Source organism: Clostridium sp. AF29-8BH (assembly GCF_003478145.1).
GTDB classification, from domain to species: domain Bacteria; phylum Bacillota; class Clostridia; order Lachnospirales; family Lachnospiraceae; genus Otoolea; species Otoolea fessa.
Map to the genome: position 1 here is coordinate 28,474 of NZ_QUEL01000011.1, position 21,584 is coordinate 50,057.

General features: G+C 49.0%; 19 protein-coding genes, 1 tRNA gene and 3 pseudogenes. 6 read left to right on the plus strand and 17 right to left on the minus strand.

Going from position 1 to position 21,584, the window contains the following annotated elements:
• Positions 1–50: 50 nt before the first annotated feature.
• The 6 genes from DWZ16_RS08400 to DWZ16_RS08425 all read right to left on the minus strand — a co-directional run bounded on the left by DWZ16_RS08400 (position 51) and on the right by DWZ16_RS08425 (position 5,400).
• On the minus strand, positions 51–1,352 hold the full coding sequence (locus DWZ16_RS08400) for an O-antigen polymerase (RefSeq protein WP_118522608.1): 1,302 nt from the start codon (positions 1,350–1,352) through the stop codon (positions 51–53).
• Between the two features lie 53 nt (positions 1,353–1,405).
• Positions 1,406–1,669 carry an HPr family phosphocarrier protein gene (locus tag DWZ16_RS08405; RefSeq protein WP_107001249.1) on the minus strand — a complete coding sequence of 88 codons (264 nt, stop codon included), beginning with the start codon at positions 1,667–1,669 and terminating at the stop codon, positions 1,406–1,408.
• A 43-nt stretch (positions 1,670–1,712) separates the two neighbouring features.
• Positions 1,713–3,089 carry a YbbR-like domain-containing protein gene (locus tag DWZ16_RS08410; RefSeq protein ID WP_118482002.1) on the minus strand — a complete coding sequence of 459 codons (1,377 nt, stop codon included), beginning with the start codon at positions 3,087–3,089 and terminating at the stop codon, positions 1,713–1,715.
• Entirely contained in the window at positions 3,067–3,942 is an 876-nt protein-coding gene (gene cdaA, locus DWZ16_RS08415; protein ID WP_117795982.1) for a diadenylate cyclase CdaA, read from the minus strand. Before cdaA ends, DWZ16_RS08410 begins: the two co-directional genes overlap by 23 nt.
• Positions 3,943–4,040: 98 nt before the next feature.
• Positions 4,041–4,976 (minus strand): ABC transporter permease, encoded by a 936-nt coding sequence (locus DWZ16_RS08420; RefSeq protein ID WP_118522609.1) that lies wholly within the window; start codon positions 4,974–4,976, stop codon positions 4,041–4,043.
• Entirely contained in the window at positions 4,861–5,400 is a 540-nt protein-coding gene (locus tag DWZ16_RS08425; protein WP_243021968.1) for a hypothetical protein, read from the minus strand. The genes DWZ16_RS08420 and DWZ16_RS08425 overlap by 116 nt, the downstream gene beginning before the upstream one ends.
• 389 nt (positions 5,401–5,789) lie before the next feature.
• On the opposite strand from DWZ16_RS08425, the gene DWZ16_RS08430 reads away from it, so the two are divergent.
• Complete coding sequence (locus DWZ16_RS08430) at positions 5,790–6,524, plus strand: LytR/AlgR family response regulator transcription factor (RefSeq protein ID WP_118522610.1); 735 nt, start codon at positions 5,790–5,792, stop codon at positions 6,522–6,524.
• Positions 6,525–7,034 carry an ATP-binding protein gene (locus DWZ16_RS08435; RefSeq protein WP_118522611.1) on the plus strand — a complete coding sequence of 170 codons (510 nt, stop codon included), beginning with the start codon at positions 6,525–6,527 and terminating at the stop codon, positions 7,032–7,034.
• Positions 7,035–7,163: 129 nt separating this feature from the next.
• On the opposite strand, the gene DWZ16_RS08440 is transcribed toward DWZ16_RS08435, so the two are convergent.
• Positions 7,164–7,583 (minus strand): DUF2798 domain-containing protein, encoded by a 420-nt coding sequence (locus DWZ16_RS08440; RefSeq protein ID WP_243021969.1) that lies wholly within the window; start codon positions 7,581–7,583, stop codon positions 7,164–7,166.
• Between the two features lie 518 nt (positions 7,584–8,101).
• Between DWZ16_RS08440 and rpsT the strand changes: the two are divergent.
• Positions 8,102–8,364: pseudogene (rpsT, locus tag DWZ16_RS08445) on the plus strand (30S ribosomal protein S20).
• A gap of 160 nt (positions 8,365–8,524) precedes the next feature.
• Here the strand turns inward: rpsT and holA are convergent.
• From holA to DWZ16_RS08485, 9 genes and pseudogenes are all read right to left on the minus strand, one after another.
• Positions 8,525–9,508 carry a DNA polymerase III subunit delta gene (gene holA / locus DWZ16_RS08450; protein ID WP_107001255.1) on the minus strand — a complete coding sequence of 328 codons (984 nt, stop codon included), beginning with the start codon at positions 9,506–9,508 and terminating at the stop codon, positions 8,525–8,527.
• A gap of 212 nt (positions 9,509–9,720) precedes the next feature.
• The gene (gene feoB, locus DWZ16_RS08455; protein ID WP_107001256.1) at positions 9,721–12,081 is read right to left on the minus strand and encodes a ferrous iron transport protein B; all 2,361 of its coding nucleotides are present in this window, start codon (positions 12,079–12,081) and stop codon (positions 9,721–9,723) included.
• Positions 12,082–12,335: 254 nt separating this feature from the next.
• Positions 12,336–12,408, minus strand: a tRNA-Gln gene (locus tag DWZ16_RS08460).
• A 286-nt stretch (positions 12,409–12,694) separates the two neighbouring features.
• Positions 12,695–12,844: a hypothetical protein gene (locus tag DWZ16_RS15445; protein WP_182427318.1), complete on the minus strand. Its 150-nt coding sequence runs from the start codon at positions 12,842–12,844 to the stop codon at positions 12,695–12,697.
• Between the two features lie 35 nt (positions 12,845–12,879).
• On the minus strand, positions 12,880–14,148 hold the full coding sequence (locus DWZ16_RS08465; protein ID WP_118522612.1) for a hypothetical protein: 1,269 nt from the start codon (positions 14,146–14,148) through the stop codon (positions 12,880–12,882).
• 108 nt (positions 14,149–14,256) lie between these two features.
• Positions 14,257–14,733 (minus strand): sigma-70 family RNA polymerase sigma factor, encoded by a 477-nt coding sequence (locus tag DWZ16_RS08470; RefSeq protein WP_412694020.1) that lies wholly within the window; start codon positions 14,731–14,733, stop codon positions 14,257–14,259.
• Between the two features lie 120 nt (positions 14,734–14,853).
• Positions 14,854–15,609 (minus strand): tRNA pseudouridine(38-40) synthase TruA, encoded by a 756-nt coding sequence (gene truA, locus DWZ16_RS08475; protein ID WP_118522613.1) that lies wholly within the window; start codon positions 15,607–15,609, stop codon positions 14,854–14,856.
• 85 nt (positions 15,610–15,694) lie between these two features.
• Entirely contained in the window at positions 15,695–16,204 is a 510-nt protein-coding gene (locus tag DWZ16_RS08480) for a VanZ family protein (RefSeq protein WP_243021970.1), read from the minus strand.
• Positions 16,205–16,248: 44 nt separating this feature from the next.
• A pseudogene (locus DWZ16_RS08485) lies at positions 16,249–17,423 on the minus strand (aminotransferase class I/II-fold pyridoxal phosphate-dependent enzyme).
• 354 nt (positions 17,424–17,777) lie between these two features.
• Between DWZ16_RS08485 and DWZ16_RS08490 the strand changes: the two are divergent.
• Together DWZ16_RS08490 and DWZ16_RS08495 are read left to right on the plus strand one after the other, a co-directional pair.
• A pseudogene (locus DWZ16_RS08490) lies at positions 17,778–18,574 on the plus strand (4Fe-4S binding protein).
• Positions 18,575–18,717: 143 nt separating this feature from the next.
• Complete coding sequence (locus DWZ16_RS08495) at positions 18,718–19,062, plus strand: cupin domain-containing protein (RefSeq protein ID WP_107001261.1); 345 nt, start codon at positions 18,718–18,720, stop codon at positions 19,060–19,062.
• Between the two features lie 210 nt (positions 19,063–19,272).
• On the opposite strand, the gene DWZ16_RS08500 is transcribed toward DWZ16_RS08495, so the two are convergent.
• Entirely contained in the window at positions 19,273–20,184 is a 912-nt protein-coding gene (locus DWZ16_RS08500; RefSeq protein ID WP_118522614.1) for a LysR family transcriptional regulator, read from the minus strand.
• 212 nt (positions 20,185–20,396) lie between these two features.
• Here DWZ16_RS08500 and DWZ16_RS08505 point away from each other — a divergent pair, with 212 nt between their 5' ends.
• Positions 20,397–21,539: a hypothetical protein gene (locus tag DWZ16_RS08505; RefSeq protein ID WP_107001263.1), complete on the plus strand. Its 1,143-nt coding sequence runs from the start codon at positions 20,397–20,399 to the stop codon at positions 21,537–21,539.
• Positions 21,540–21,584 lie beyond the last annotated feature (45 nt).

A 21,584-nucleotide genomic window follows, 5' to 3' on the forward strand; every position in this document is an offset into this window, starting at 1 on the left:
TGTTATTATAGCAGATTTTATTTCATTTTTATATCTTAATCCATATATTTTTACCGCCCTGCAACCTTATGCGATACCAGAAAGGCCACAACCGCTGTCACCGCGAAATAAAACCATGTGGACGGATTGCTGAACCAGGTTGTGAAAAACGATAACAGCATGTAAAGTGCAAACTGTGCGTACAGAAGATAGGTAATCGGATTCTGCACCTGGCGCATCATCCGCATCAGCAGATACGCCGCCGCTCCTAACAGGACAGAAAAGACGAACACGCCAATTATGCCGAAATCGTAGTACGCATCATAAAACATCGTCAGCGTCGTCAGCTCTTCCTTCGTCACATAATACGGAAATGCCGTCAACGACGGAACCAGAAACTTGAGTCCCGTCAGCGTCCAGAACGGTGCCAGCATCTTCATGCCCCAGCTGTGCTTCACAAGTCCCTTGACCAGACAGTCGAAATTATCGTAATTGTTTGCAATATAGATATACGGCTGCGTCACAAAAATCGGCAGGTGCCGTTTCATCTCAAAAACCGTATTCAAGTAGGCAGTATCATGGCTGCGCGCGATCGTCAGCAGAATGTAGAGCACAATCAGCCCTGCCAGCGCAAAAGCAACATAAATCGGATTCAGCTGGTGTTCCATCTGTATGTAGGTAATCAATGCCAGCAGTACCGCAAACAGAAGCTGGGAGCGCGACACGCACAGAAGCGGAATCGCCACCGCCGCTGCATCTGCCAGAAGCATACATACCAGCCGTCCCCGGCTGCGACCGCCCTCGATGCAAAAATAGATCACAGAGAGCGCCGGAACCAGCACACAGGACACCGTTAGATAATGAAGCCCGGTCACATGGAAATAGGAATAAGCATGCGGAACGCCCCGGAGCAGCAGCGGAATATAGCCCATATAGACCGCCTCGATCGCGAAACAGCCTGCCGATAGCGCCGCCAGCGCCACCGCGCAGAAAAAGACGGTTCCGGCATAAGATTCCAACCCCCGGCGCTGCACCGCGCCGGAATGACCGCCCACGCGGACGGACGCCTCACCGGAAAATGCTTCCAGATAATAAAAAGCCAGATAAAAGCCCGCAAACGCCGCCAAAAGTCCCAGCCACGTTCCCGCACTCCATGCCTGACTTAAATAACTAAGCTTCATACACGCCAGTCCCTGTCCACCTACAAAGGAAAGAGCGAAAATCCCCCGCAGATGCAGAAGATTTCCACTCCGGATATAGTCTGACGCATACAGATACGCCGCCGCCGCCAGAAGCCCTGCGCCGGATAAAAGATAATGGCGGCCAAGCGCCAGAAGCAGCGAAGCCGCATAGCAAACCAAATAAACGATCATAGTTTCATCCTATCTGTACGTCTGTACACATTCTTTTACCGCACCGGTTTTCCCTACTCGCCCAGCCCGTCATCAACTATTTTCAGCATCGCCGACAGAGCTTCCTCCTCGTCTTTTCCATCACAGATAAACTCGATCTCATCACCGCTCTTGATGCACGCCCCAAGCACGCTCAGGACACTCTTTGCATTGGACACGGTGCCACGGAACTGGAACTGGACAGAACAATCGAATTTTACCGCCTCATTACACAGGATTCCCGCCGGTCTCAAATGCAGACCGGTCGGGTTTTTTAATTTAATTTTTGCTTTTACCATTGTTTAACTTCTTTCTCCTCATTTGTGGATGGCATACCATGCTTTATGCAGCATTGCCGCTCTCTGCATCCACATTTTCTTTTGCCGAGCTTGCCCCGCTCTCCCGGTTGGAACTGCTCTGGCTGCCCGTGTCTCCACGGTCACTCTCGGTGCTTTCCGTCGTCTGGGCACTGGAGCTTCCATGTTCGCTGACCCGCACTGTCACAGCCGGCGCCGACAGCATCTTATACGCGTCCCCCAGCTGGAACTGCGCCGCTGCCGTGTGCTCGCCCAGTCCCATGCCTGATACATCGACCCGGATATTCATCTTCGCCGCCGACAGGCTGCTTAAATCCTCCTCAAGTCCCTGTACCTTGACTTCCATCTTCGTATCTTCGACGGTATAGCTGTAGCTGCTGTTCTTTCCGTTTAGAGTCACATCCTCCGGTTTGACCGTAAAGGTCTTCTCTATCAACTTCTCCACCTGTAGTGTCACGTTGATCGTCGTGCTGTCCAGTCCCACGATCGTAAGCCCGGACGGCAGATAATCATCCAGATCGATCTCGCACTCCACATTCTTCGTCGCGCCCTGCACATTAAGGGACGGTCCCTGAATCGTGAGCGTGCTGACCGATGCCAGATCCGTCTTAAGCCCCGCCACAGACACCGACTTGATATCCGTCTTCGGACCCGTATAGCGGTATCCATCCGCCACTTCACCACTGACGTCAAAATCAAGCGGTACTTCTTTTACTTTCAGGATCTGCATCGTATAAGAGACATCTCCGCCAACCGTCTTGACAGAATCTCCCAAATCTGACAGCACATTTCCATTGGCGTCAAAATACTCCGGTGTTGCTGTTCCACCGACATCCGCCGCAGCACCGTCAATATTAAAACGGATACCCACGCTGCTGATCTGTCCGATCAGGGAGGTTGGTCCTTTAACCGTCACCTGGGATGGCACCATTGTCACCTCACCTGCCTCGTAACCGTCTGCCGCCTTGCCCTGCGGATACGCTTTCAGCGTAAATGCCTTGGTCTGCAGCGCCTCGGTCGTGATCTTGATGACCTCCGGGGACTTCACAACCGGCGTGGACTCCAGCAGTTCCTCATTGTTCACCACTTCCACTCGGATCGGGATCGCACCCGTCACATCATACATTTCCGATAAATCCGCATAGGCGTTGAAATCCGACGCCTTTACCTTATAATCATCCTTCGTCCGGATCTTGAAATTGATCGTCGCCGTTTTTTTGCCTACCACATCATAGGCAAGATCCGCCTGCTCCAGCACCTGATCGTTCGTGATCGTGACCGGAACCTCCCTCGTCGATACCTTGATCGGGTTCGCCACATTCACGACTGCCAGCCACACAAAGAAAGCACAGAACAGGGCAATCAGCTTGATCGCAAGATTATTCGTCAGCTTTTCTTTCATTTCTGCGTCTTCCCTTCCATATTCTGAAACGACCTGTGTTTTCCGTTTCCCGTTTTACCAGAACTGACAATATATCTCTCAGTTCATCTCCATCCTTGACACTCTTAAGCCGTCCGGACACAGCCACCGACACACGCCCTGTCTCTTCCGATACAACCAGCGTCACGCTATCGGTCGCCTCACTGACTCCGACTGCCGCACGGTGTCTGGTTCCCAATGCCTTGCTGATATCCATATTGTCCGAGAGCGGCAGATAACAGGTCGCCGCCGTCACACGGTTACCGCGAATCACGACTGCGCCGTCGTGCAGCGGCGTGTTGTGCTCAAAAATATTGATCAGAAGCTGGCTCGTCACGATACCATCGACCTCGATGCCCGTCCGCTCGATCTCTCCAAGCGGCGTGCCCCTCTCGATGACGATCAAGGCGCCCGTCTTGACTTTTCCCATCTCAAAACAAGCACGCACCAGCTCTGCGATCGTCTTTTCGCTGAAATCCTCATTTTTCTTCGTATCATCCGTTGAAAACAGCGTCGTCAGCACGTTCTGGCTTCCGATCTGTTCCAGTGCTTTCCGCAGCTCCGGCTGAAAAATAACGATGATCGCCGTCACCGCAATGTACGACGTCTTTTCCAGAAGCCACAGAATCGTATCCAGTTCCAGGATCGCAGCTGCCAGAAAGAATGCAAGAATAAAAATAATACCCTTCAGAAGCGTCCACGCCCGCGTATTTTTGATCCAGATCAGCATTTCATATACCAGAATTGCTATAATCGCGATCTCTATTAAATTTTTAAAGGTTATCTTCGGTACGAACGAGATCCACGAATAAATCTCCGCCAGTATCTCTGCCATTCTTTTCCCTCCCTTTCGGGCTGCGTTTCTGTTACCAGTCACGTACATATGACCCGTCACGCATTTCTTTTAACAACAAGTTTCTTTTATAAAATAGTCTATCTTCTCTTTACTTTATTGATTTCCTGTACTTTTACATCCGTCCTCGAGATCGCAATCTTTGGAACCGCTTTCACATAGTAATAATAATCGTCATCCTCAAACTGCGTGTACTCGGTCCGGCTGTAATCGACCGAAAAAACAAACAGCTGATAGATCAGCGATGCAATAACCGCACCAATCATTCCTACAATCAGCTCCGGCACGGACACCGGAACGCCAAAGCGGAAATCGCCGATAAACACAACCAGAATCTGTAAAATAAGGCCAGCTCCGATCGCGATCCCCCAGGAGTAATTGATCGACAGTTTCTTGAGCACACAGACCGTCAGCGCCCCCAGGCAGCATGCCGCAATCATGACAAGCATCGCCGGGTTTGCCAGCAGGTTTTTGATGACCTGAGCCAGCATCTGCGTGATCTCAGTCTGCTCACTGCCTGCCAGGAAGCTTCCGTTCTGCTTCACATACAGAATCACGTAGTACAGAAAAATCCCGCAGCTCATCGGAATCACCGATATGAGGCTTCCAGTCAGTCCGAGAATCATCGGGACTGCAAACGGCACCTTCAGAAAAAACAAGATCGGCGTTACAATCAGGTACGCGCTGTCACCCGGCTGAAATCCGTAATACAGCAGCACCACGATCAGAAGGAACACCAAGGTGATGAGCGCCACTTCCATCGATGCTGCAAAGAGCTGTGCCAGCAAAAAAATCCCAATCAGAAACGCAATGGCTCCAAATGGGAGAAATGCACATATAATTCCCGCAAACAGCGGCACCAGACCGCCGCTCAGTTTCGGCATCAGTCCGATGTTCTGGTTAATCAGAAACACCGCCGCAAAGGCAGTTATAAAACGCAGGAATGCATTCACAAATGCACTGTATCTCGCATAGAAAGCCTTGAGTGCTTCTTTCCCTGCAAGGAGTCCTCTCATCTGCCTCTCCTCTCTCTCTCCATTTTTCTGGCGCGCGGTGTATATCGTAACGCTTATCCAGATGTTTCAGTTTCGCTATGTAGATCCGATTCCTCTTTTCCTCGTACTCATACCGCCCGCCATACACGATGATCGTCAGCACGACATACAGAAAAAGCCCCCCGAGGTATAAAGCTCCTCCTCGAAAAGCCAGTCCCTTCAGTTCATCCATTCCTATCGAACTCAGAACTACTTCTACATTAAATAATACCCACATTCCAAAGAGAAGTATGCTGCACAATGTATAGCTTATAAATCCCCGGAGCAGATTGCGGCTGATATAGTCGCTTTTAAAATACTGATTGACTGTTTTCATCTGGGAAGCATGCTTCTTCTCAAACAGTGCCAGTTCGGTCATTAATTTTATCTTGTCTTCGTTGAGCATACATGGTTCCTTTTTTATATATGCCGCGCTTCCGGTCCAATACGTCCCGTTTCTGAAACCGCTGCGCCAAAAACGCATTCTTCCATAAATTATAACATAACTTTTTTCTCTTGGCGAGGGGGCGGGGGGATTTTTCATAGGTTTTTCATAAATTTGTAAGGGATTGTCAGACATCAAAAAAGAGCTCTGCCGATCACACATTTTCGCATGATCGGCAGAGGGTATCAAGTCTGTTTCATAAGATGCCAAAATACGACACACGATGTAAAAACTATGCCTTTTTTGCTTCTTTTTATGTTATGATACTTTTATGATATTAGGATCAAAAGGTTCGAAACATGCGTAAGCAGCCTTTTTCCAGACAATCAGACGAAAAGAGGGATTTTGTTTTGAAAATCGCGATTGTAGATGATTTGAAATTGGATGCCGAACAGTTGTCGCATCTGATTTTTTCTTATATGAAGGAGCACCGTATTCCTACGGCTGCACCAGAAATATTTCCAAATGGTAAAACATTTCTCGCCAGCTTTACCGTCGGTTCCTTCGATATTGTCTTCTTAGATATCTATATGGATGGATTGAGCGGAATGGAAACCGCCCAAAAACTCCGCGCGCTGGATGCTTCCTGCCGGATCGTTTTTGTCACTACTTCGCCGGATTTTGCGGTGGACAGTTACGATGTGAACGCGGCTTTTTATCTGCTAAAACCGGTTACGATGGAGCGCGTTTCAAAGGCGCTGGAACGATGCCATCTTTCCGCCGCCGAGGCGGAGGTTTCCGTTCTGGTTCCCTGCCAGGGAACAGAGCTTCGCTTGCCTCTGCATCAGATATCGTACACAGAATATCTGAAGCGGCGGATTCTGGTGCACATGCGGGATCGGAGCCAACATGAAATTTCCATGAATCAGCGGGATTTTTCTGCCCTGCTTTTGTCCTATCCTTGGTTTTGCGATTGCATCAAGGGGGTTTTAGTAAACCTGGAGGATGTCGATAAGCTTCTGGAAGACCGTTTTCTGATGAAAAGCGGCGCCTCCATTCCCATCAGCCGCCTGAAATACCGGGATGTCCGGGAACAATATATCCAATATTCGTACCATTTAGTCCGGGGAGGTCCGCATCTATGATTGAATTATTTTTTAATGAATTCATACCTCGCAGACTACGAAAAACAACATCCGACTCATTCGGACCGCGTATACTGCAACAATTATGCGCTCAACGCCATTCTTTCCTTCTATGCAGATAAGGCGGAAAGCGCCGGAATCCAGTTTGACATCCACATTCAGCTGTCCGATCCCCCAGTCATCCCGGAGACGAAACTGTGCGTGCTTCTCGGAAATCTGCTGGAAAATGCCCTGGACGCCTGTCAGACCTGGTGTTCCGGCTCTAAAAACACGCCGCCTTTCATCCGTCTCTCCGCGGTGCAGACGGGTACCTCCACCCTGTCCATCACCACGGACAACACCAGCGCATTCAGCCCTACCTGGATGAATGAAAAACTGGTATCGACCAAACCTGCGGGAAGCGGCATCGGAACCGAATCGATCCGCATGATCGCCGAACAGTACCACGGCGATGCACGGTTTGAATGGCGGGACGGCGTATTTTATGCTTCGGTATTGCTGAACCCATAATGATACAAAAACCAGATATCCTCTTTTTATATAATATAAATTTTCTGCTATCTCCCTACATAACCGGTTCCTGCAGCACGGTTCCCTCCGGGAATGCGGTACGGAACACGCGGCGCACCAGCGGACCTGCTACAATGAGCTGGAACGGAAGCGCATGATGATGTTCTTCGGAATATTGGTCAGCCAGATGATGAGCAGCTGGCTCCATGCGCCGGATTTCACGCAGGCTTCCAGACCGCCATATAAGGACATAACAAATACCATCGGAACGACCATGCAGCAGGAGATCGTGATTACTTTACGAAGTGTGCTGCTCTCCGGTGATACAAAGTAACGGAACGCAATTCCCTTCGCCGGACCGGACACGATGAACCAGTCAAACAGAAACGCATACACGAATGCAAACGGGAATCCGATCCATCCTTCGCGGATCGTTTCCAAGGATAAATGTCCCATATGAAGGGTTACATTGTACATACTCATCCAGAGTACCATCGTGAAACACATGATAACGGAATAGATAAAACTTTCTCTCTTATTTCTTGGCATTTTCATTCTCCTCCTATAAAATAATTGCTTCTATCCAGATGCAACGGCAAATCAGTCCGACACACCCACGCACAAGATGCTGTCCGTGATAAATTTCACAAAATAAAAGGCAGCAGAAATCGGAAACTCGTTTCGATCTCTACTGCTGTATGCAATCTCACTGCGTTTTTTCAAACTATATTCGATTTGGGTTACGGTTCGCTATTATAACGTCTTTTTTCCATTCGTGTAAGCACTTTTTTTTATTTTTTCACAATTTCATCATATTGAACGATCAATTTTTTTTATTTTTTATTCCGCTTATGCAACTTGACAAGAGCTGCTTTTTCAGCTCCCCTTTCATTTTTTCCGAATTTTTCCCTAAAAACAGGCAAATAGATATTGACAATACTGCCTTTATTCGATAGAATGTAATAGTATGTTTACATTGAACTGTCCGTGTCCAGGCTTTAATGCAAACCAAATACAAAATGAATTACGAATCAAAATAAAAGAATTTATGATGGAGGTACACTACATTGGCTAACATTAAATCCGCAAAAAAAAGAATCTTAGTTGCAGAGACAAGAGCTGCAAGAAACAAGGCTATCAGATCCAAAGTAAAACTGCTGTTAAGAAAGTAGAAGCTGCTGTTGCTGCAAAAGATAAGGCTGCTGCACAGGCTGCATTATTAGCTGCTACCAGCGAGATCGACAAGGCTACTTCCAAGGGCGTATACCACAAGAATACAGCTTCCCGCAAAGTATCCCGTCTTTCCAAGGCTGTAAATACTCTGGCTTAATTATCCAGAGCGGATCTTTCGAATTATATATTAAAAATTAACCCAAATTAAAAAACCATTATTCTGTGGGTGTGACAGAATAATGGTTTTTTGTTGCTTCTTTTCCAGCCGGGTCCGGCCGAAGAACCGCTGATTCTGATGCTGGCACTGCCCTTTAGAATCAGCGCACGGAACTTCTGGGCTGACTGATCAGCAGCTCCACCGCCAGCCGGTCGCCCATCCGCCCGGTCTTGACTGCCTCCTCGGCATCCACGCAGGTCTGCACATAGGAAATGAGCTGTTCTTTCGTAAATGCCGCCGCCTGGCTGCTGAGCTTTCCGGCTACGAACGGAGGTACTTTCAATTTCGAGGCAACCGTCCCCCGGTCTGCGCCGGACGCCTGCAATTCTCGCACCAGCAAAAGCTGGTTAAACTGTCTGGCAATCAGGAACAGGATCCGCATCGGCGGCTCCCTGAGTGTCAGCAGGTCTTCGTACAGATCCATCGCCCGCTTCGTCTTTCCCGCCGTGATCGCCGCTACCATGTCGAAGATCTTGTTCGTGATCTGCACGGTCGTGATGACTTTCACATCCTCTGCCGTCACTACCTCACTGCCCATCGTGTAGGAAATGAGTTTTTCCAGCTCCATCCGGATGTTTTCCATATCATCGCCGACGCGCTCCAAAAAGAGATTCATCGTGGAGGGCGTGATCTTCCGCCCATTCTGCGCCAGGATCGTCGCCGCCCATCTGGCGAGCTGCGCGCTGTCCTGCCGCTTCATCTCCGCAATGTGACCCAGATCCTTGACCTTTTTGTAGAGTTTGTTTCTCTTATCGACCGCCTCCTCCACAAATACGATGCAGGTCGTGTCCGGCATCATCGGCAGATACTCCGCCAGCGCCTCCGAAGAAGTCTTGAAAAATCCGCTGTCCTCGATCAGAATCAGACGCCGCTCGCTGAAAAATGGCATCGTGTCCGCCAGACTGATCAGCTCGTTCACATCCAGCCCTTTTCCCTCGAAATAATTGTAGTTCATCGTATCATCGCCCGAGATCGCCGCCCGCAGCTTCTTTTTATAACTCTGCTTCAAAAACGCCTCTTCGCCGTATAGCAGATAAACCGGCTTAAATGTGCCATTTTTGATGTCTTCATTGATCGTCTGCATTAACTCCGTCCCCGCCTCCTGGTTCTATTCGATAAAAACAGATCCATTTTTTCGAATGACTGTCCATCCGGTTACTTTCCTGTCTATTTTTTCACTTCCTACTATTATAAACATTTTTCTAAAATGTTGTCTACTGTAAACCCATAAAAAGAATAAAACAGCAGCTCCTTTTGTTGCTTGAAATTTTTCCTTGGTTCACTTTCAGTCAAAACCTACATTACCATCCCTAGCAAAAGATAGACCGCATACGCTACAATCCACGCAATCACGCACTGCGCCACCACGACAAAGCAAGCCCATTTTCCGCCCAGTTCGCGTCTGACCGATGAAATCGCTGCCACGCACGGCGTATAGAGCAGGCAGAAAACCAGCAGACTGACCGCTGAAAGAGGGGTCAGAATGTCACGCAGGCTCTGAGTCGTCCCGAACAGAACCGACAGCGTTGATACAACACTCTCTTTTGCCATAAATCCGGTCAGAAGTGCCGTGCAGACACGCCAGTCGCCTAATCCCATCGGCGCAAACAGTGGTGCAATCACACCAGAAATAACCGCCAGAAGACTCTGCTGGGAATTGGACACAACATTCAGGTGCAGATCAAATGTCTGAAGGAACCAGATTAAAATCGTCGCCACAAAAATAACCGTGAATGCTTTCTGCAGGAAATCCCTTGCCTTTTCCCAGAGAAGCTGGGCGACATTGCGCGCCCCCGGCATCCGGTAGTTCGGAAGCTCCATGACGAACGGAACGGCTTCACCCTTAAATAAAGTTGTTTTAAGAAGCATTGCCATCAAAATTCCCATCAGGATTCCCAACAAATAAAGTGCAATCATAACAATCGCCCCATGATGTGGGAAAAAGACGGCGGTAAAAAACGCATAAATCGAAATCTTGGCGGAACAGCTCATAAACGGAGTCAACAGGATCGTCATTTTTCGATCCCGCTCCGAAGAAAGCGTCCGGCTTGCCATGACTCCTGGTACCGTGCAGCCAAAGCCAATCAGCATCGGCACGATGCTCCGTCCGGAAAGGCCGATCTTTCGAAGCAGTTTATCCATCACAAACGCCACACGTGCCATATAACCGCTGTCCTCTAAAAGCGACAAGAAGAAAAACAGCGTCACAATGATCGGCAGAAAGCTCAAAACACTTCCCACACCATTGCACACACCATCGATCAGCAGGGAATGGAGCACCGGATTGATACCGGCCGCTGTCAGCGCTGCGTCTGCCCGCTCTGTCAGCCATCCAATCACCAGTTCCAGACCATCTGAAAGGACCGCGCCAATCACATTAAATGTCAGCCAGAATACCAGACCCATGATTGCAATAAATGCCGGAATCGCCGTGTAGGTTCCGGTAAGAAGACGGTCAATCTTCACACTTCGCTGGTGTTCCCGGCTTTCCCTCGGTTTGACGACTGTCTGCCTGCAGACTTTTTCGATAAAACCAAACCGCATATCTGCAATCGCAGCTGCCCGATCCAGCCCGCGTTCCTTCTCCATCTGGCAGATAATATGTTCCAGCGTCTCTTTTTCATTCGTGTCCAGATTCAGACGCGCCTCAATCTCCTCATCGCCTTCTGCCAGCTTCGATGCAGCAAAGCGCACCGGAATACCCGCATTCTGCGCGTGATCTTCGATCAGATGCATAATACCATGCAGGCAGCGGTGCACCGCGCCACCGTGATAATCCGCATCACAGAAATCCTGCCGTCCCGGTTTCTCCTGAAAATGCGTTACATGAAGCGCATGATCGATCAGCTCTCCGATTCCTTCATTCTTTGCCGCTGAGATCGGGATAACCGGAATCCCCAGTTCTTCCTCCAGTTCGTTGACACGGACAGAACCGCCGTTCTGGCGCACCTCGTCCATCATATTAAGCGCCAGAACCATCGGAATATCCAGTTCCAGAAGCTGCATGGTCAGATACAGGTTGCGCTCAATGTTTGTCGCATCCACGATATTGATGATTCCCTTCGGGTGCTCCTGCAAAATAAACTGACGCGTCACCAGCTCCTCATTCGAATATGGCGATAAGGAATAGATTCCTGGCAGGTCGGTCACTTTCGTATTTTCATGTCCGCGGATCGTGCCATCCTTCCGGTCCACCGTCACACCCGGGAAATTCCCCACATGCTGATTGGATCCGGTCAACTGGTTAAAAAGCGTCGTTTTGCCACAGTTCTGATTACCTGCCAGGGCAAACGTCAGGACGGTGCCATCCGGCAATGGGTGTTCCTCCGCCTTTGTATGGTATTTTCCACCTTCTCCGAGTCCAGGGTGATCGATCGCGCGCGCCATCGGAATCCCATGTTCCTTTTTGTCCGCTGCTTCGGTTCCTGCCTCGCGTACATTCTCAATCTCTATCTTCTCTGCATCCGCCAGGCGCAACGTCAGTTCATAGCTATGAATCCGCACCTCAACCGGATCGCCCATCGGCGCATATTTTACCATCGTAACCGATGCAGTCGGAATCAATCCCATATCCAGAAAATGATGCCGCAGTGCACCTTCTCCGCCAACTGCCCGAACGGTTGCAGTTTTTCCTATTGGTAAATCCTTTAATGTCATTCTCTGCCTCCATCTCTCTTCATTGGTCAAACTCATTGTATGTCATCAGGCTTCTACATCCGCCTGATTTTGAAGCAAAGCATAGAGAGAAAAATACTATTGAAACTTTTTCTCAATTATGTTTCCAGATAAGTCTATTGTACTTTAGGGAATTTGTCAATCGTTGGAATCTTTAAGAATCTACCAATCAGAAAAAAATAGAAAAGATAAAAGAAAAACAGTAAGGATGAATCATCCTCACTGTCTCAAAATAGCTGGGCTACAAGGATTCGAACCTTGAAAATGACGGAGTCAGAGTCCGTTGCCTTACCATTTGGCGATAGCCCAATCTTTTATTTCATAGCTGTCTCAGCCACATTTATTATTATATCATAAATTTTTGTTTCGTCAAGTATTTTTTTCAAACACTTATGTTTTTTTGAACAATTATAATTATTTACCAGTTCGAAACATTTTACAGTCTCGTAATGCCCCGGATATTTTTCCGTCACGAGGCTTCCTGCAAATAATTCTAATGATTCTTAAAATTCCTGCTGCCCGAATCCAACTTCTGGTAACTCCAGACATATCATGGTTCAGGCAGCAGGAATCATATATCCTCATACACTCCGCTTTAATTAGCTGACTCCGCATCTGTCTTCGTTTCTTTTTCCGTCGGCTTTGTCTCCATCTGACTGTACTCTGTCTCCGAGTGCGTGCTCTCTTTTACTGCTTCTGTCAGTGTCTCCGGCGCGCGGGATGTCTCGGACGGCTTTGTCTCCACTGTCTCATCATCCGCATCGTCGTCATCCTCATCAATCAGATCATCCGCAATATCCGGCGTCTCGAAATAGCTTTTACCGTACCAAAGGAGCCGCCGTCCCGCACTGCCACTCCGCCGAGCGTAAACGTGCACTCCGTATTGGCTGGAAGCCCTTTGACGTGAATCTCACAGGAGGTTCCGCCTGTGTCCGTGATTCTCGCCGAATAGCTCTGACCGTCCGGATCTACCACCGACACGGTCGGATTTTTCCATTTAACCTTTTCCTTAAAAACGATGTTCAGCGAACCGCTCTCGTAATCTACATAGTCAATCTTCGCTTTCTTGCCTCCCGAATCGACTTCTTCCTCGTCCTCATCTGCTGCGGCGGTTGTCTCCACCGGGCGTACTGCAGTCGATGGCTGTTCTGCCGGCGTCGGTTCATTTTCCGGCTGACCGGTGCTTTCCACGGTCGTCTCCGCTAAGGTTTCTTCCTCGGTCTGCGGCAATGTCACCTCACGAACCAGAGCCGCATCCGTCTCAATGGTGCTGTCCGTCTTCGAATAACCTACCGTATAAGCACGATCCGCGATCTCCCGCGCAATCTCTTCCATCGTCATACCGGCAAATTTTTTCATATCATTTTCGGTCAGGTCGTTATCCCGAATCAGCTCTCGCAGAAAATACGCTTTTCCATAAGAAATATTGTATTTCTCCGCCAGATCCTGAATCTCCCCGGTTACCTTCATCCGCTGGTCATAGACAACCGCCTGTACCGCGTGTTCCTGCAGGGAAGACTCTACATCCCCTACGACATCCTGACGCAAAGATGATGCCTTTTTCTCATTCTCATTGGACACGGTAACCAGAATCGCATTGTCCAGTTCATCCAGATAACCGTTCCGGACCATCGAACCGATCAATGCGTTGACCGCAATATCAAGGTCTACATTTTTCAAATTCATATCATCCAGGATCGTCTCCGCATCCTCATTGAGCGGATTCGCCTGCAATACTTTCTCGTTCCGGTTGACGGAAAGCTCAATACTCGGATTGACATCGATGCCAATCACCGAATCGACACGGTGATTCTGGTAAAATGAAACACCGCCTCCTAACACAGCCACACACAGGCAGGCGGCTGCTGCCATCGCCACGGTCCGCATCCGGCGGTACATCCGTACACGGCGGGATGGTTTTACATAGATCTCCTGTGGCGTCGAGAGATCGATTTTATCGAATACGTTGGGAGTCAGGGCGTCCATCGCCGATCGCAGATGTGACTCAATCTCATCCTGTTCCCACGCTGTTTCAGAGTGATCGGTCAATGTACTCCCTCCTCTCTCAGGTGTTTTTTCAGTTTTTTCATAGCACGGTTGTACTTGGAAAGCACCGTTGCCAGCGGCATCTCCAAATCTGCCGCGATCTCACGATGTTTACCCCGCTGATGTCCGCAGAAGTACAATCTGCCGTTCTTCTTCATTTAATATTTTGAGTGCTGCGTGTAATACCATCTTATCCGCAGCATCCTCTATCTGGGGACAGAATTCCCCTGTCTCCATCTCAGAAAGATCCGAAAGCCCGATATCCGCTTCATGCTTCTGGTCACGGAAGCGCATATAGCAAAGATTTCTAGCGATCGTAAACATCCACGCCAGCGGTTTGCCCTGCGACTGATAGCTTCCAGCCGAAGTCCAGACCTTTAAATAAAGCTCCTGCATGACCTCCTCAGAGTCCTGCGGATTCCGCAAAATCGATAGAATAAAACCGTATATAGTTTTATCCGTATTCTGATAAAGCTGCTGAAATGCCGCCTTATCTCCCTCTGCCACTCGCAGAAGCAACTTTTCATCGCTCATCTTATCATAGGCGACCGGCTCTTCCATGGTCGTTAAAAGCCCCGTCAAAAACATGGACGAAATTTCCTTTCTATATAACTTAATGCAAAGAAACCAGTTCTTATTGCATTTGTTATGAATTTTTTCTGATTTCTGTCCAGCTCCTCACGGCAGCTGGCAAAAATCAATGCAGCTTTATTCATACTCGACCCGTTCCAGAAAAAGCCCCTCCGGCGGCGCCGTAAAACCTGCCAGCGCTCGGTCACAGGAAAAAAGCGCCTCCGCCACTGATTCCGGTGTCCGCTTATGAAGTCCTACCTCGATCAGTGTACCGGTCAGAATTCTTACCATATTATATAGGAAGCCATTGCCACGAAAATGCAGTTCGCACACACTTTCCTGCATGGTCAGCTCAATAGCAGTGAGATTCCGCACCGTCGATTTTTTTATCCGTTTCAACGAACAGAATGCTTTAAAATCGTGCTCACCCGTCAGATACGCAGCCGCCCGTCTCATGGACGCTATGTCCAGCGGTTCCCCCAGACCGTACACATATCGGCGCTCAAATACATTTTTCTTCGCTGCCGTCTCAATCCGGTAGCAGTACGTCTTGGAAACAGCATTTAAACGGCTGTGAAAACGCGTTCCCGCCTCCTGTGCCGATAAAACAGCGATATCATCCGGGAGATAGCGGTTCAGGTACGCTTTCAACTCCTCCGCGCTCATCCCGGCACAGGACGCCGGAAGATGGAAATTCGCCACCTGTCCCCATGCGTGGACGCCTGCATCTGTCCGTCCGGAACCGTGCACCTCTACCGTCTGCCCCGCCATTTTCTCCAGAATCTGCTCTAATTTTCCCTGTATCGTCTTGTCCGTGTTTTCCTGCTTCTGCCAGCCGTCATAACGGCTTCCGTCATATTGCAGGGTAATTTTTATATTTCGATCCGACATATTTTTTCTCCATGTGTTATCTATCTTCATTCTTTCTTTATTCGCAAATATATCCGCCTCGCTGCCAGATACAGCACCGTTCCAGTCAGTGCTCCCGCCATATCCAGCCATACATCGCTGATCTGCCCGGAACGTCCTCGGTAAACAGCTGAATCGTCTCATCCAGAAACGGGACCGCAAAAATAGCGATACGATGGATTTCCAGCCATACATGTCCGTCCGGTGTCAGCGCACACATTCTCCCAGTCCCATCTCCCCGATCAACCAAATCCTCTATCCGCATTTTTTCTGAGACAGTCCGGTTCCTGCGCACACAGGCATCACTCTGTCTAAGCAGCATTCCCAGCCCTGTATATTCAATAAAATGAGCACATTTGCGCACAATATGTTCGGTCAGCCATGGTACAGCCACTCCGGACTCTGCTGCCAGCTTCTGCAAAAACCGGAGGATCCGTCCGCTCTCCGCCGATGACTGTACTGCCGGACGCATGGAATTGGAGTAGATAAACAAAATATATAAAATTAAAACAATATGCCAAATCCAGACCGTCACCAGGACTCTCTGTCTTCCCCGGATATTTTTTTCCACATTCATCTATAAATTCCTGTATCCATTCTATCTTCTATTGATTTATATCTTTACTGATTGGATTGTAAAATGCCGCTCTCTGCAATCCGGCGCACCGCCAGCGCAATCGCATCCTCGTCCTGCACCAGTGCCATCCGCACATGACCTTCGCCCGACGGTCCAAATGCGCTGCCCGGTGTCACCAGAACACCTGCTTTTTCAAATAAAGCCTTTACAAACTCCAGTGAATCCGTAAATCCTGCCGGGATCGGCGCCCACACAAACATCGTGCCTTCCGGTTTTTCCATCTTCCAGCCGATGGATGCAAGTCCGTCGCACAGACAGTCGCGCCATCTCTCATATGCCGCCCTCGTCGAAGCCACACAGCTCTGGTCACCGCTGATCGCCGCGATCGCCGCTTTTTGAATCGGCAGGAACATACCATAATCCATGTTGGATTTCAATGTTTTCAGATGACTGACCACTTCCTCATTTCCCACACAGAAGCCGACGCGCGCGCCCGCCAATCCGTACGTTTTTGACAGCGAATTAAACTCCACGCCGACCTCGCGTGCGCCCGGAAAACGCAGGAAACTTCCGCAGGTTCTTCCGTCAAACACAAGCTCACTGTAGGCGTTGTCGTGAAGAACGATAATATCATATTTCTTTGCAAATGCAATCAATTCCTCATAGAAACTGTCTGGAGCCAGCACCGCCGTCGGATTGTTCGGGTAGGAAACGATCATAAATTTCGCTTTCTGAGCGACTTCCTCCGGAATTTCCTTCAAATCAATGATGTAGTGATTTTCTTCGCGCTGCGGCATATAGTAAAGCTCTGCCCCCGCCAAAGACGGACCATCCGCAAACACCGGATAACACGGATCCGGTACCAAAACCACATCGCCCTCGTCCACGATCGAAAGTGCGATGTGCGCCAGTCCCTCCTGGGAACCGAGCAAAGAGCAAATCTCTGTCTCCGGGTTCAGCTCCACTCCATAGCGGCGCGCATACCAGTCGGACACTGCCTCCAGAAGTGCCTGCTGATCCTGAATTGCATACAGGTAATTTCCGGTACCAGACAGGCTTCGCTGAGCGCCTTTAAAATATGCGGTGCGGGGGCAATATTCGGTGCGCCGATGCTCAGATCAACGATCATCTCCCCCTCTTCCAATTTTTTCTTCTTCATCTGCGCCAGCATGGAGAACACGCCCTCGCCAAACCGGTCCATTCTATTTGCAAATTTCATCTTATGTTTTTCCTCGCTTTCAGAAGTTCTTCTATCCACCAGCTGAGTCAACAGCCCCTGACTCTGTCATTCTCCATCGTTCTATCTTTGATTTTTCTGGTTCTCAGCCTTTCTCCGCCATTCTTTTTATCTGGCTATATAAGTATTAATTATAGTACAAGCATATAGGAAAGTAAAGGCGTGTCCAACAACGGAATTTGCCGTAGCTTTTCTAAAAACGTTGTAAAAACAACCGACTTTTCTCAGCAAAACAATTATACTTAATCTCGTAATTGAAACAGTAATTGTTCCGTGCTTTTATCCTCACGGACAGGAAATTCATACATGAAAGTTAAGAAAGACGAGGTTTTTATCATGATACGAAGAATTATTGAAATTGATCAAAAAAAATGCAACGGCTGCGGGCTCTGCGCTTCTGCCTGTCACGAGGGCGCCATCGGCATGGTTGATGGAAAGGCAGCTCTTTAAAAGATGATTACTGTGACGGTCTGGGAGACTGCCTGCCAGCCTGTCCGACCGGTGCCATCTCTTTTGTCGAGCGCGAAGCAGCGGCTTACGATGAAGCGGCCGTCCAGGTTCATATGGCTGCCCGCAAGGCAAAACAGGTGCTGGAAAATGCAAATACTGCTGCTTCTGCAAACGCTTCCGCCCGCCCTGCATTCAGCGGATGTCCAGGATCCATGAGCCGTTTCCTGAAGCGCACTGAAAGCGCTCCTTCTGAACATGACGATACTCATGCAGATAGCGCCGAGACTTTTAATCCTTCTGATTCAGCATCCATCCCGGTGAGCGCCCTTCAAAACTGGCCGGTTCAGATTAAATTAGCTCCGATCCATGCACCGTATTTCGATGGGGCAAAGCTCCTGGTCGCTGCCGACTGCACCGCTTACGCATACAGCCGCTTCCATCAGGACTTTATCCATGGTAAAATAACCTTGATCGGATGTCCGAAACTGGACAGCATCGATTACTCCGAAAAACTGACCGAAATTATCCGCAGCAACGATATCAAGAGCGTGACCGTTGTCCGCATGGAGGTTCCATGCTGCGGAGGCATTGAACAGGCAGTTAAAAATGCCTTGCAGGAAAGCGGAAAATTCATTCCATGGCAGGTAACAACCATTTCGATCGATGGGCGGATTTTAGATTAATATCTGCCATTCCCCCGATTGACCTACCCAACCATTTCGTGCAGGTTCCGCTCTCCATACACACCTGCCGAATGGACTCAATCAGACTCAAAAGAATACGAAAATTTATATATCTAAACGAGATTTTATTAAGGAGGTTCATTATGGAATACCCATACATCAAAAACATTACTCACGAAAAAGTGCAGTCTTTAGCCGGCCTGGTAAACGCAGAAGACGGTCAGATCGTCAGCAAGACTCTGGCACAGAACGAAGCTGTCAGCGTTACTCTGTTTGCATTTGCAAAAGGCGAAGAAATCTCCACCCATGATTCCACCGGAGATGCGATGGTGACCGTTCTGGAAGGCACCGGCCGCTTCACGGTCGATGGCGTCGAGCACCTGGTTCACGCAGGCGAAGTTCTCGTCATGCCGGCGAAAAAGCCGCACGCCGTTTATGCACCGGAAGCATTTAAATGGATGTTGACGGTTGTTTTCCCATTTAAATAAAGACTGCGCTCAAACTCTTTTTACCATGCAGCCCGACTGATAGCAGCCCTTATCCATTTATTCCAAAACAGGCATACCGCAGGAATCCATGCATGATTTTCATCCTTTTCTCTGCGATATGCCTGTTTTTCATTTTATAAGCACATGGTTGTGTTCATTTTTCCAGTTAATCTCCCTTCAACAGATATGAACAGCAGCTTCCAGCTTTCATTATTCCACATACTCATGTGTCTCCACCCACTGCAGCAGCTTTTCAATCGCCGGATTCGGGTTGCTCTGACGCCATGCGATCTCAAAATCAAGCTCTTCCGGGCTGCCGTCCGCGCGGAGAAGCGGAACCACTACCAGATTCCGCGCATTCCGATAATGGCGGACGGCATATTCTGGGAGAATCGCCACGCCAAATCCCGCTGACACCTCCAGAAGCACCGTCTGTACCTCCCGTTCACGCGCCACGATATTCGGTATAAAACCGCCCTTATTGTAACAAATCAATACTTCTTCCGCCTCATCGTTGGAACGTCCCTGCGGCTGCATGATGATAAAGTCTTCCCGCGCCAGATCACGGTACATCAGATGGCTCTCTCCCGCCAGCGTGTGTCCCGGATAAAGAACCGCCATCATCGGAAACCGTTTGAGGAATCGATGCTTTAAATCCTCGTAATTCTGCGTGTACAAAGACAGATTAAACGCAAGATCGCAGGTTCCATTATCTAACAGCTCATAGAGCGCACTCATATTTTCCCGCAGCAGATGAATCGAAATATTCGGGTACGCCTCATGAAAACTTCTGAGCGTCTCCGAAAAACGGCTCTGCTCATATCCCCGGATAAATCCGATCGTCAGCTCCCCAGCTACGCCTTCCGCTGCCGTCCGCGCGAGCTTCGCCGCCTCCTCGGCGCGGACCAGAATCGCCCGCGCCTCGTTCAGATATACCTTTCCCGCCGCCGTCAGCTCGACATGGTGCTTGTCCCGCACAAAAAGCGGCACCCCGATCTTCTCCTCCAACGACCGAATCTGCAGCGTCATCGCTGTCTGCGAAATAAAACATTTTTTCGCCGCCCGCGTAAAATTCAGCTGCTCCGCCGCCGCCACAAAATATTCCATCTGTTTTAAATTCATCTTATTTCCCCATTTCTATATCCTATATGTAATCGCGTCTTTTCGATCGAGCAGAAAAATGAATCATGCCGCCCAATTTACGGGCTTTCGATCTGGCTTTTCCTGTTTTGTTATAAGTTTCCCTTATTATAATATCTGTTCTTTCTATTGGCAAGTTTTTCATTCATCCTTTATAATTTTTAATAGTCAACAAAAGAAAGTGAGTGAAAGGTATGAAACAATTCAAAAATTTCTACGAAGGCACATACGCCAAGTACATTCTGCCGGGCGTCCTGCTGCAATCGGTTCTGATTGGCGGCGGCTATGCAACCGGACGTGAGATTTATTCTTACGGTGCGAAATTCGGAGCGATGGGCTGGATCTCCGGACTGACGATCGGCATCGGTTTTGCCCTGTTTGCCTTCCTGACCTTTGAGATCTGCCGGATCTACAAGGTTTACGATTATAAAAACTATATCAAGCAGGTCATTGGACCGCTCTGGCCGATGATGGATATTTTAACTGTCCTCATCGCGATTCTGCTGATTGCCGTTATGGCAGCCGCAACCGGAAGTATTTTCGAGCAGGTCGGACTTCCGAATATTCTCGGCTCCGTTGTGATCGTTCTGATTTGCGGACTCCTGAACTTTAAGGGTTCCAAGATGATCGAGAAATTTGAATCGATCGGTACTATTTTACTGTACGGCGGCTATATTCTGTTTACAATTCTGGTACTCGTCAACAAGGGCGGCAACATTTCCCATGTATTCAGCACGATGGACACCAGCACCTACGACGGCTCTGTCACTGTTCCGTTGTGCATTTACACCGGTATCCTGTATGTTGCCTACAACATCAATTCCATCCCGATGGGCATGTTCTCCCTGACACGCCAGACCAAACGGAAAGAAACCTTTATTTCCGGTCTGATCGCCGGTCTTCTGATGGTTATTCCGTGGTTTTTGTCTTACTTTGCGATGATGTGCTTCTACGGTGACACCTCCATCGTCGGCGCGGATGTCACAACCCCGTGGATGGAAATGATCAAGGCAGTCAACGGCGGACCGGCACTGATGGCACTGTTCAGTCTCGTTATGGGCTGGACGCTGGTTGAGACGGCAACTGGCTGCATCCACATGATCATCGACCGTTTCGACGTTGCCATGGAGGAAAAGGGCGCTGCCAAGCTGTCCGATACAAACCGCGGTCTGATTACGGTCATCACGCTGATCGCTGCACTCGTATTATCCCGCGTCGGCGTTGTCACCTTGATCGAGCAGGGCTATTCGTACCTGTCTTACGGATTTATCCTCTTCTACCTGCTGCCGACGCTGCTGGTAGGCGGATATAAGATTATTAAACATAAAGACAAATAAATATGTAATGATAAGAACACATCCGCCTGTGGTAGATATCATCTT

Excerpts from the sequence above, each read along its gene's own strand:
- DWZ16_RS08400 (WP_118522608.1), bottom strand. The coding sequence starts at position 1,352 with ATGATCGTTTATTTGGTTTGCTATGCGGCTTCGCTGCTTCTGGCGCTT.
- DWZ16_RS08405 (WP_107001249.1), bottom strand. The coding sequence starts at position 1,669 with ATGGTAAAAGCAAAAATTAAATTAAAAAACCCGACCGGTCTGCATTTG.
- DWZ16_RS08410 (WP_118482002.1), bottom strand. The coding sequence starts at position 3,089 with ATGAAAGAAAAGCTGACGAATAATCTTGCGATCAAGCTGATTGCCCTG.
- cdaA (WP_117795982.1), bottom strand. The coding sequence starts at position 3,942 with ATGGCAGAGATACTGGCGGAGATTTATTCGTGGATCTCGTTCGTACCG.
- DWZ16_RS08420 (WP_118522609.1), bottom strand. The coding sequence starts at position 4,976 with ATGAGAGGACTCCTTGCAGGGAAAGAAGCACTCAAGGCTTTCTATGCG.
- DWZ16_RS08425 (WP_243021968.1), bottom strand. The coding sequence starts at position 5,400 with ATGCTCAACGAAGACAAGATAAAATTAATGACCGAACTGGCACTGTTT.
- DWZ16_RS08440 (WP_243021969.1), bottom strand. The coding sequence starts at position 7,583 with ATGCCAAGAAATAAGAGAGAAAGTTTTATCTATTCCGTTATCATGTGT.
- holA (WP_107001255.1), bottom strand. The coding sequence starts at position 9,508 with ATGCAGACGATCAATGAAGACATCAAAAATGGCACATTTAAGCCGGTT.
- feoB (WP_107001256.1), bottom strand. The coding sequence starts at position 12,081 with ATGACATTAAAGGATTTACCAATAGGAAAAACTGCAACCGTTCGGGCA.
- DWZ16_RS08470 (WP_412694020.1), bottom strand. The coding sequence starts at position 14,733 with ATGTTTTTGACGGGGCTTTTAACGACCATGGAAGAGCCGGTCGCCTAT.
- truA (WP_118522613.1), bottom strand. The coding sequence starts at position 15,609 with ATGTCGGATCGAAATATAAAAATTACCCTGCAATATGACGGAAGCCGT.
- DWZ16_RS08480 (WP_243021970.1), bottom strand. The coding sequence starts at position 16,204 with ATGAATGTGGAAAAAAATATCCGGGGAAGACAGAGAGTCCTGGTGACG.
- DWZ16_RS08495 (WP_107001261.1), top strand. The coding sequence starts at position 18,718 with ATGGAATACCCATACATCAAAAACATTACTCACGAAAAAGTGCAGTCT.
- DWZ16_RS08500 (WP_118522614.1), bottom strand. The coding sequence starts at position 20,184 with ATGAATTTAAAACAGATGGAATATTTTGTGGCGGCGGCGGAGCAGCTG.
- DWZ16_RS08505 (WP_107001263.1), top strand. The coding sequence starts at position 20,397 with ATGAAACAATTCAAAAATTTCTACGAAGGCACATACGCCAAGTACATT.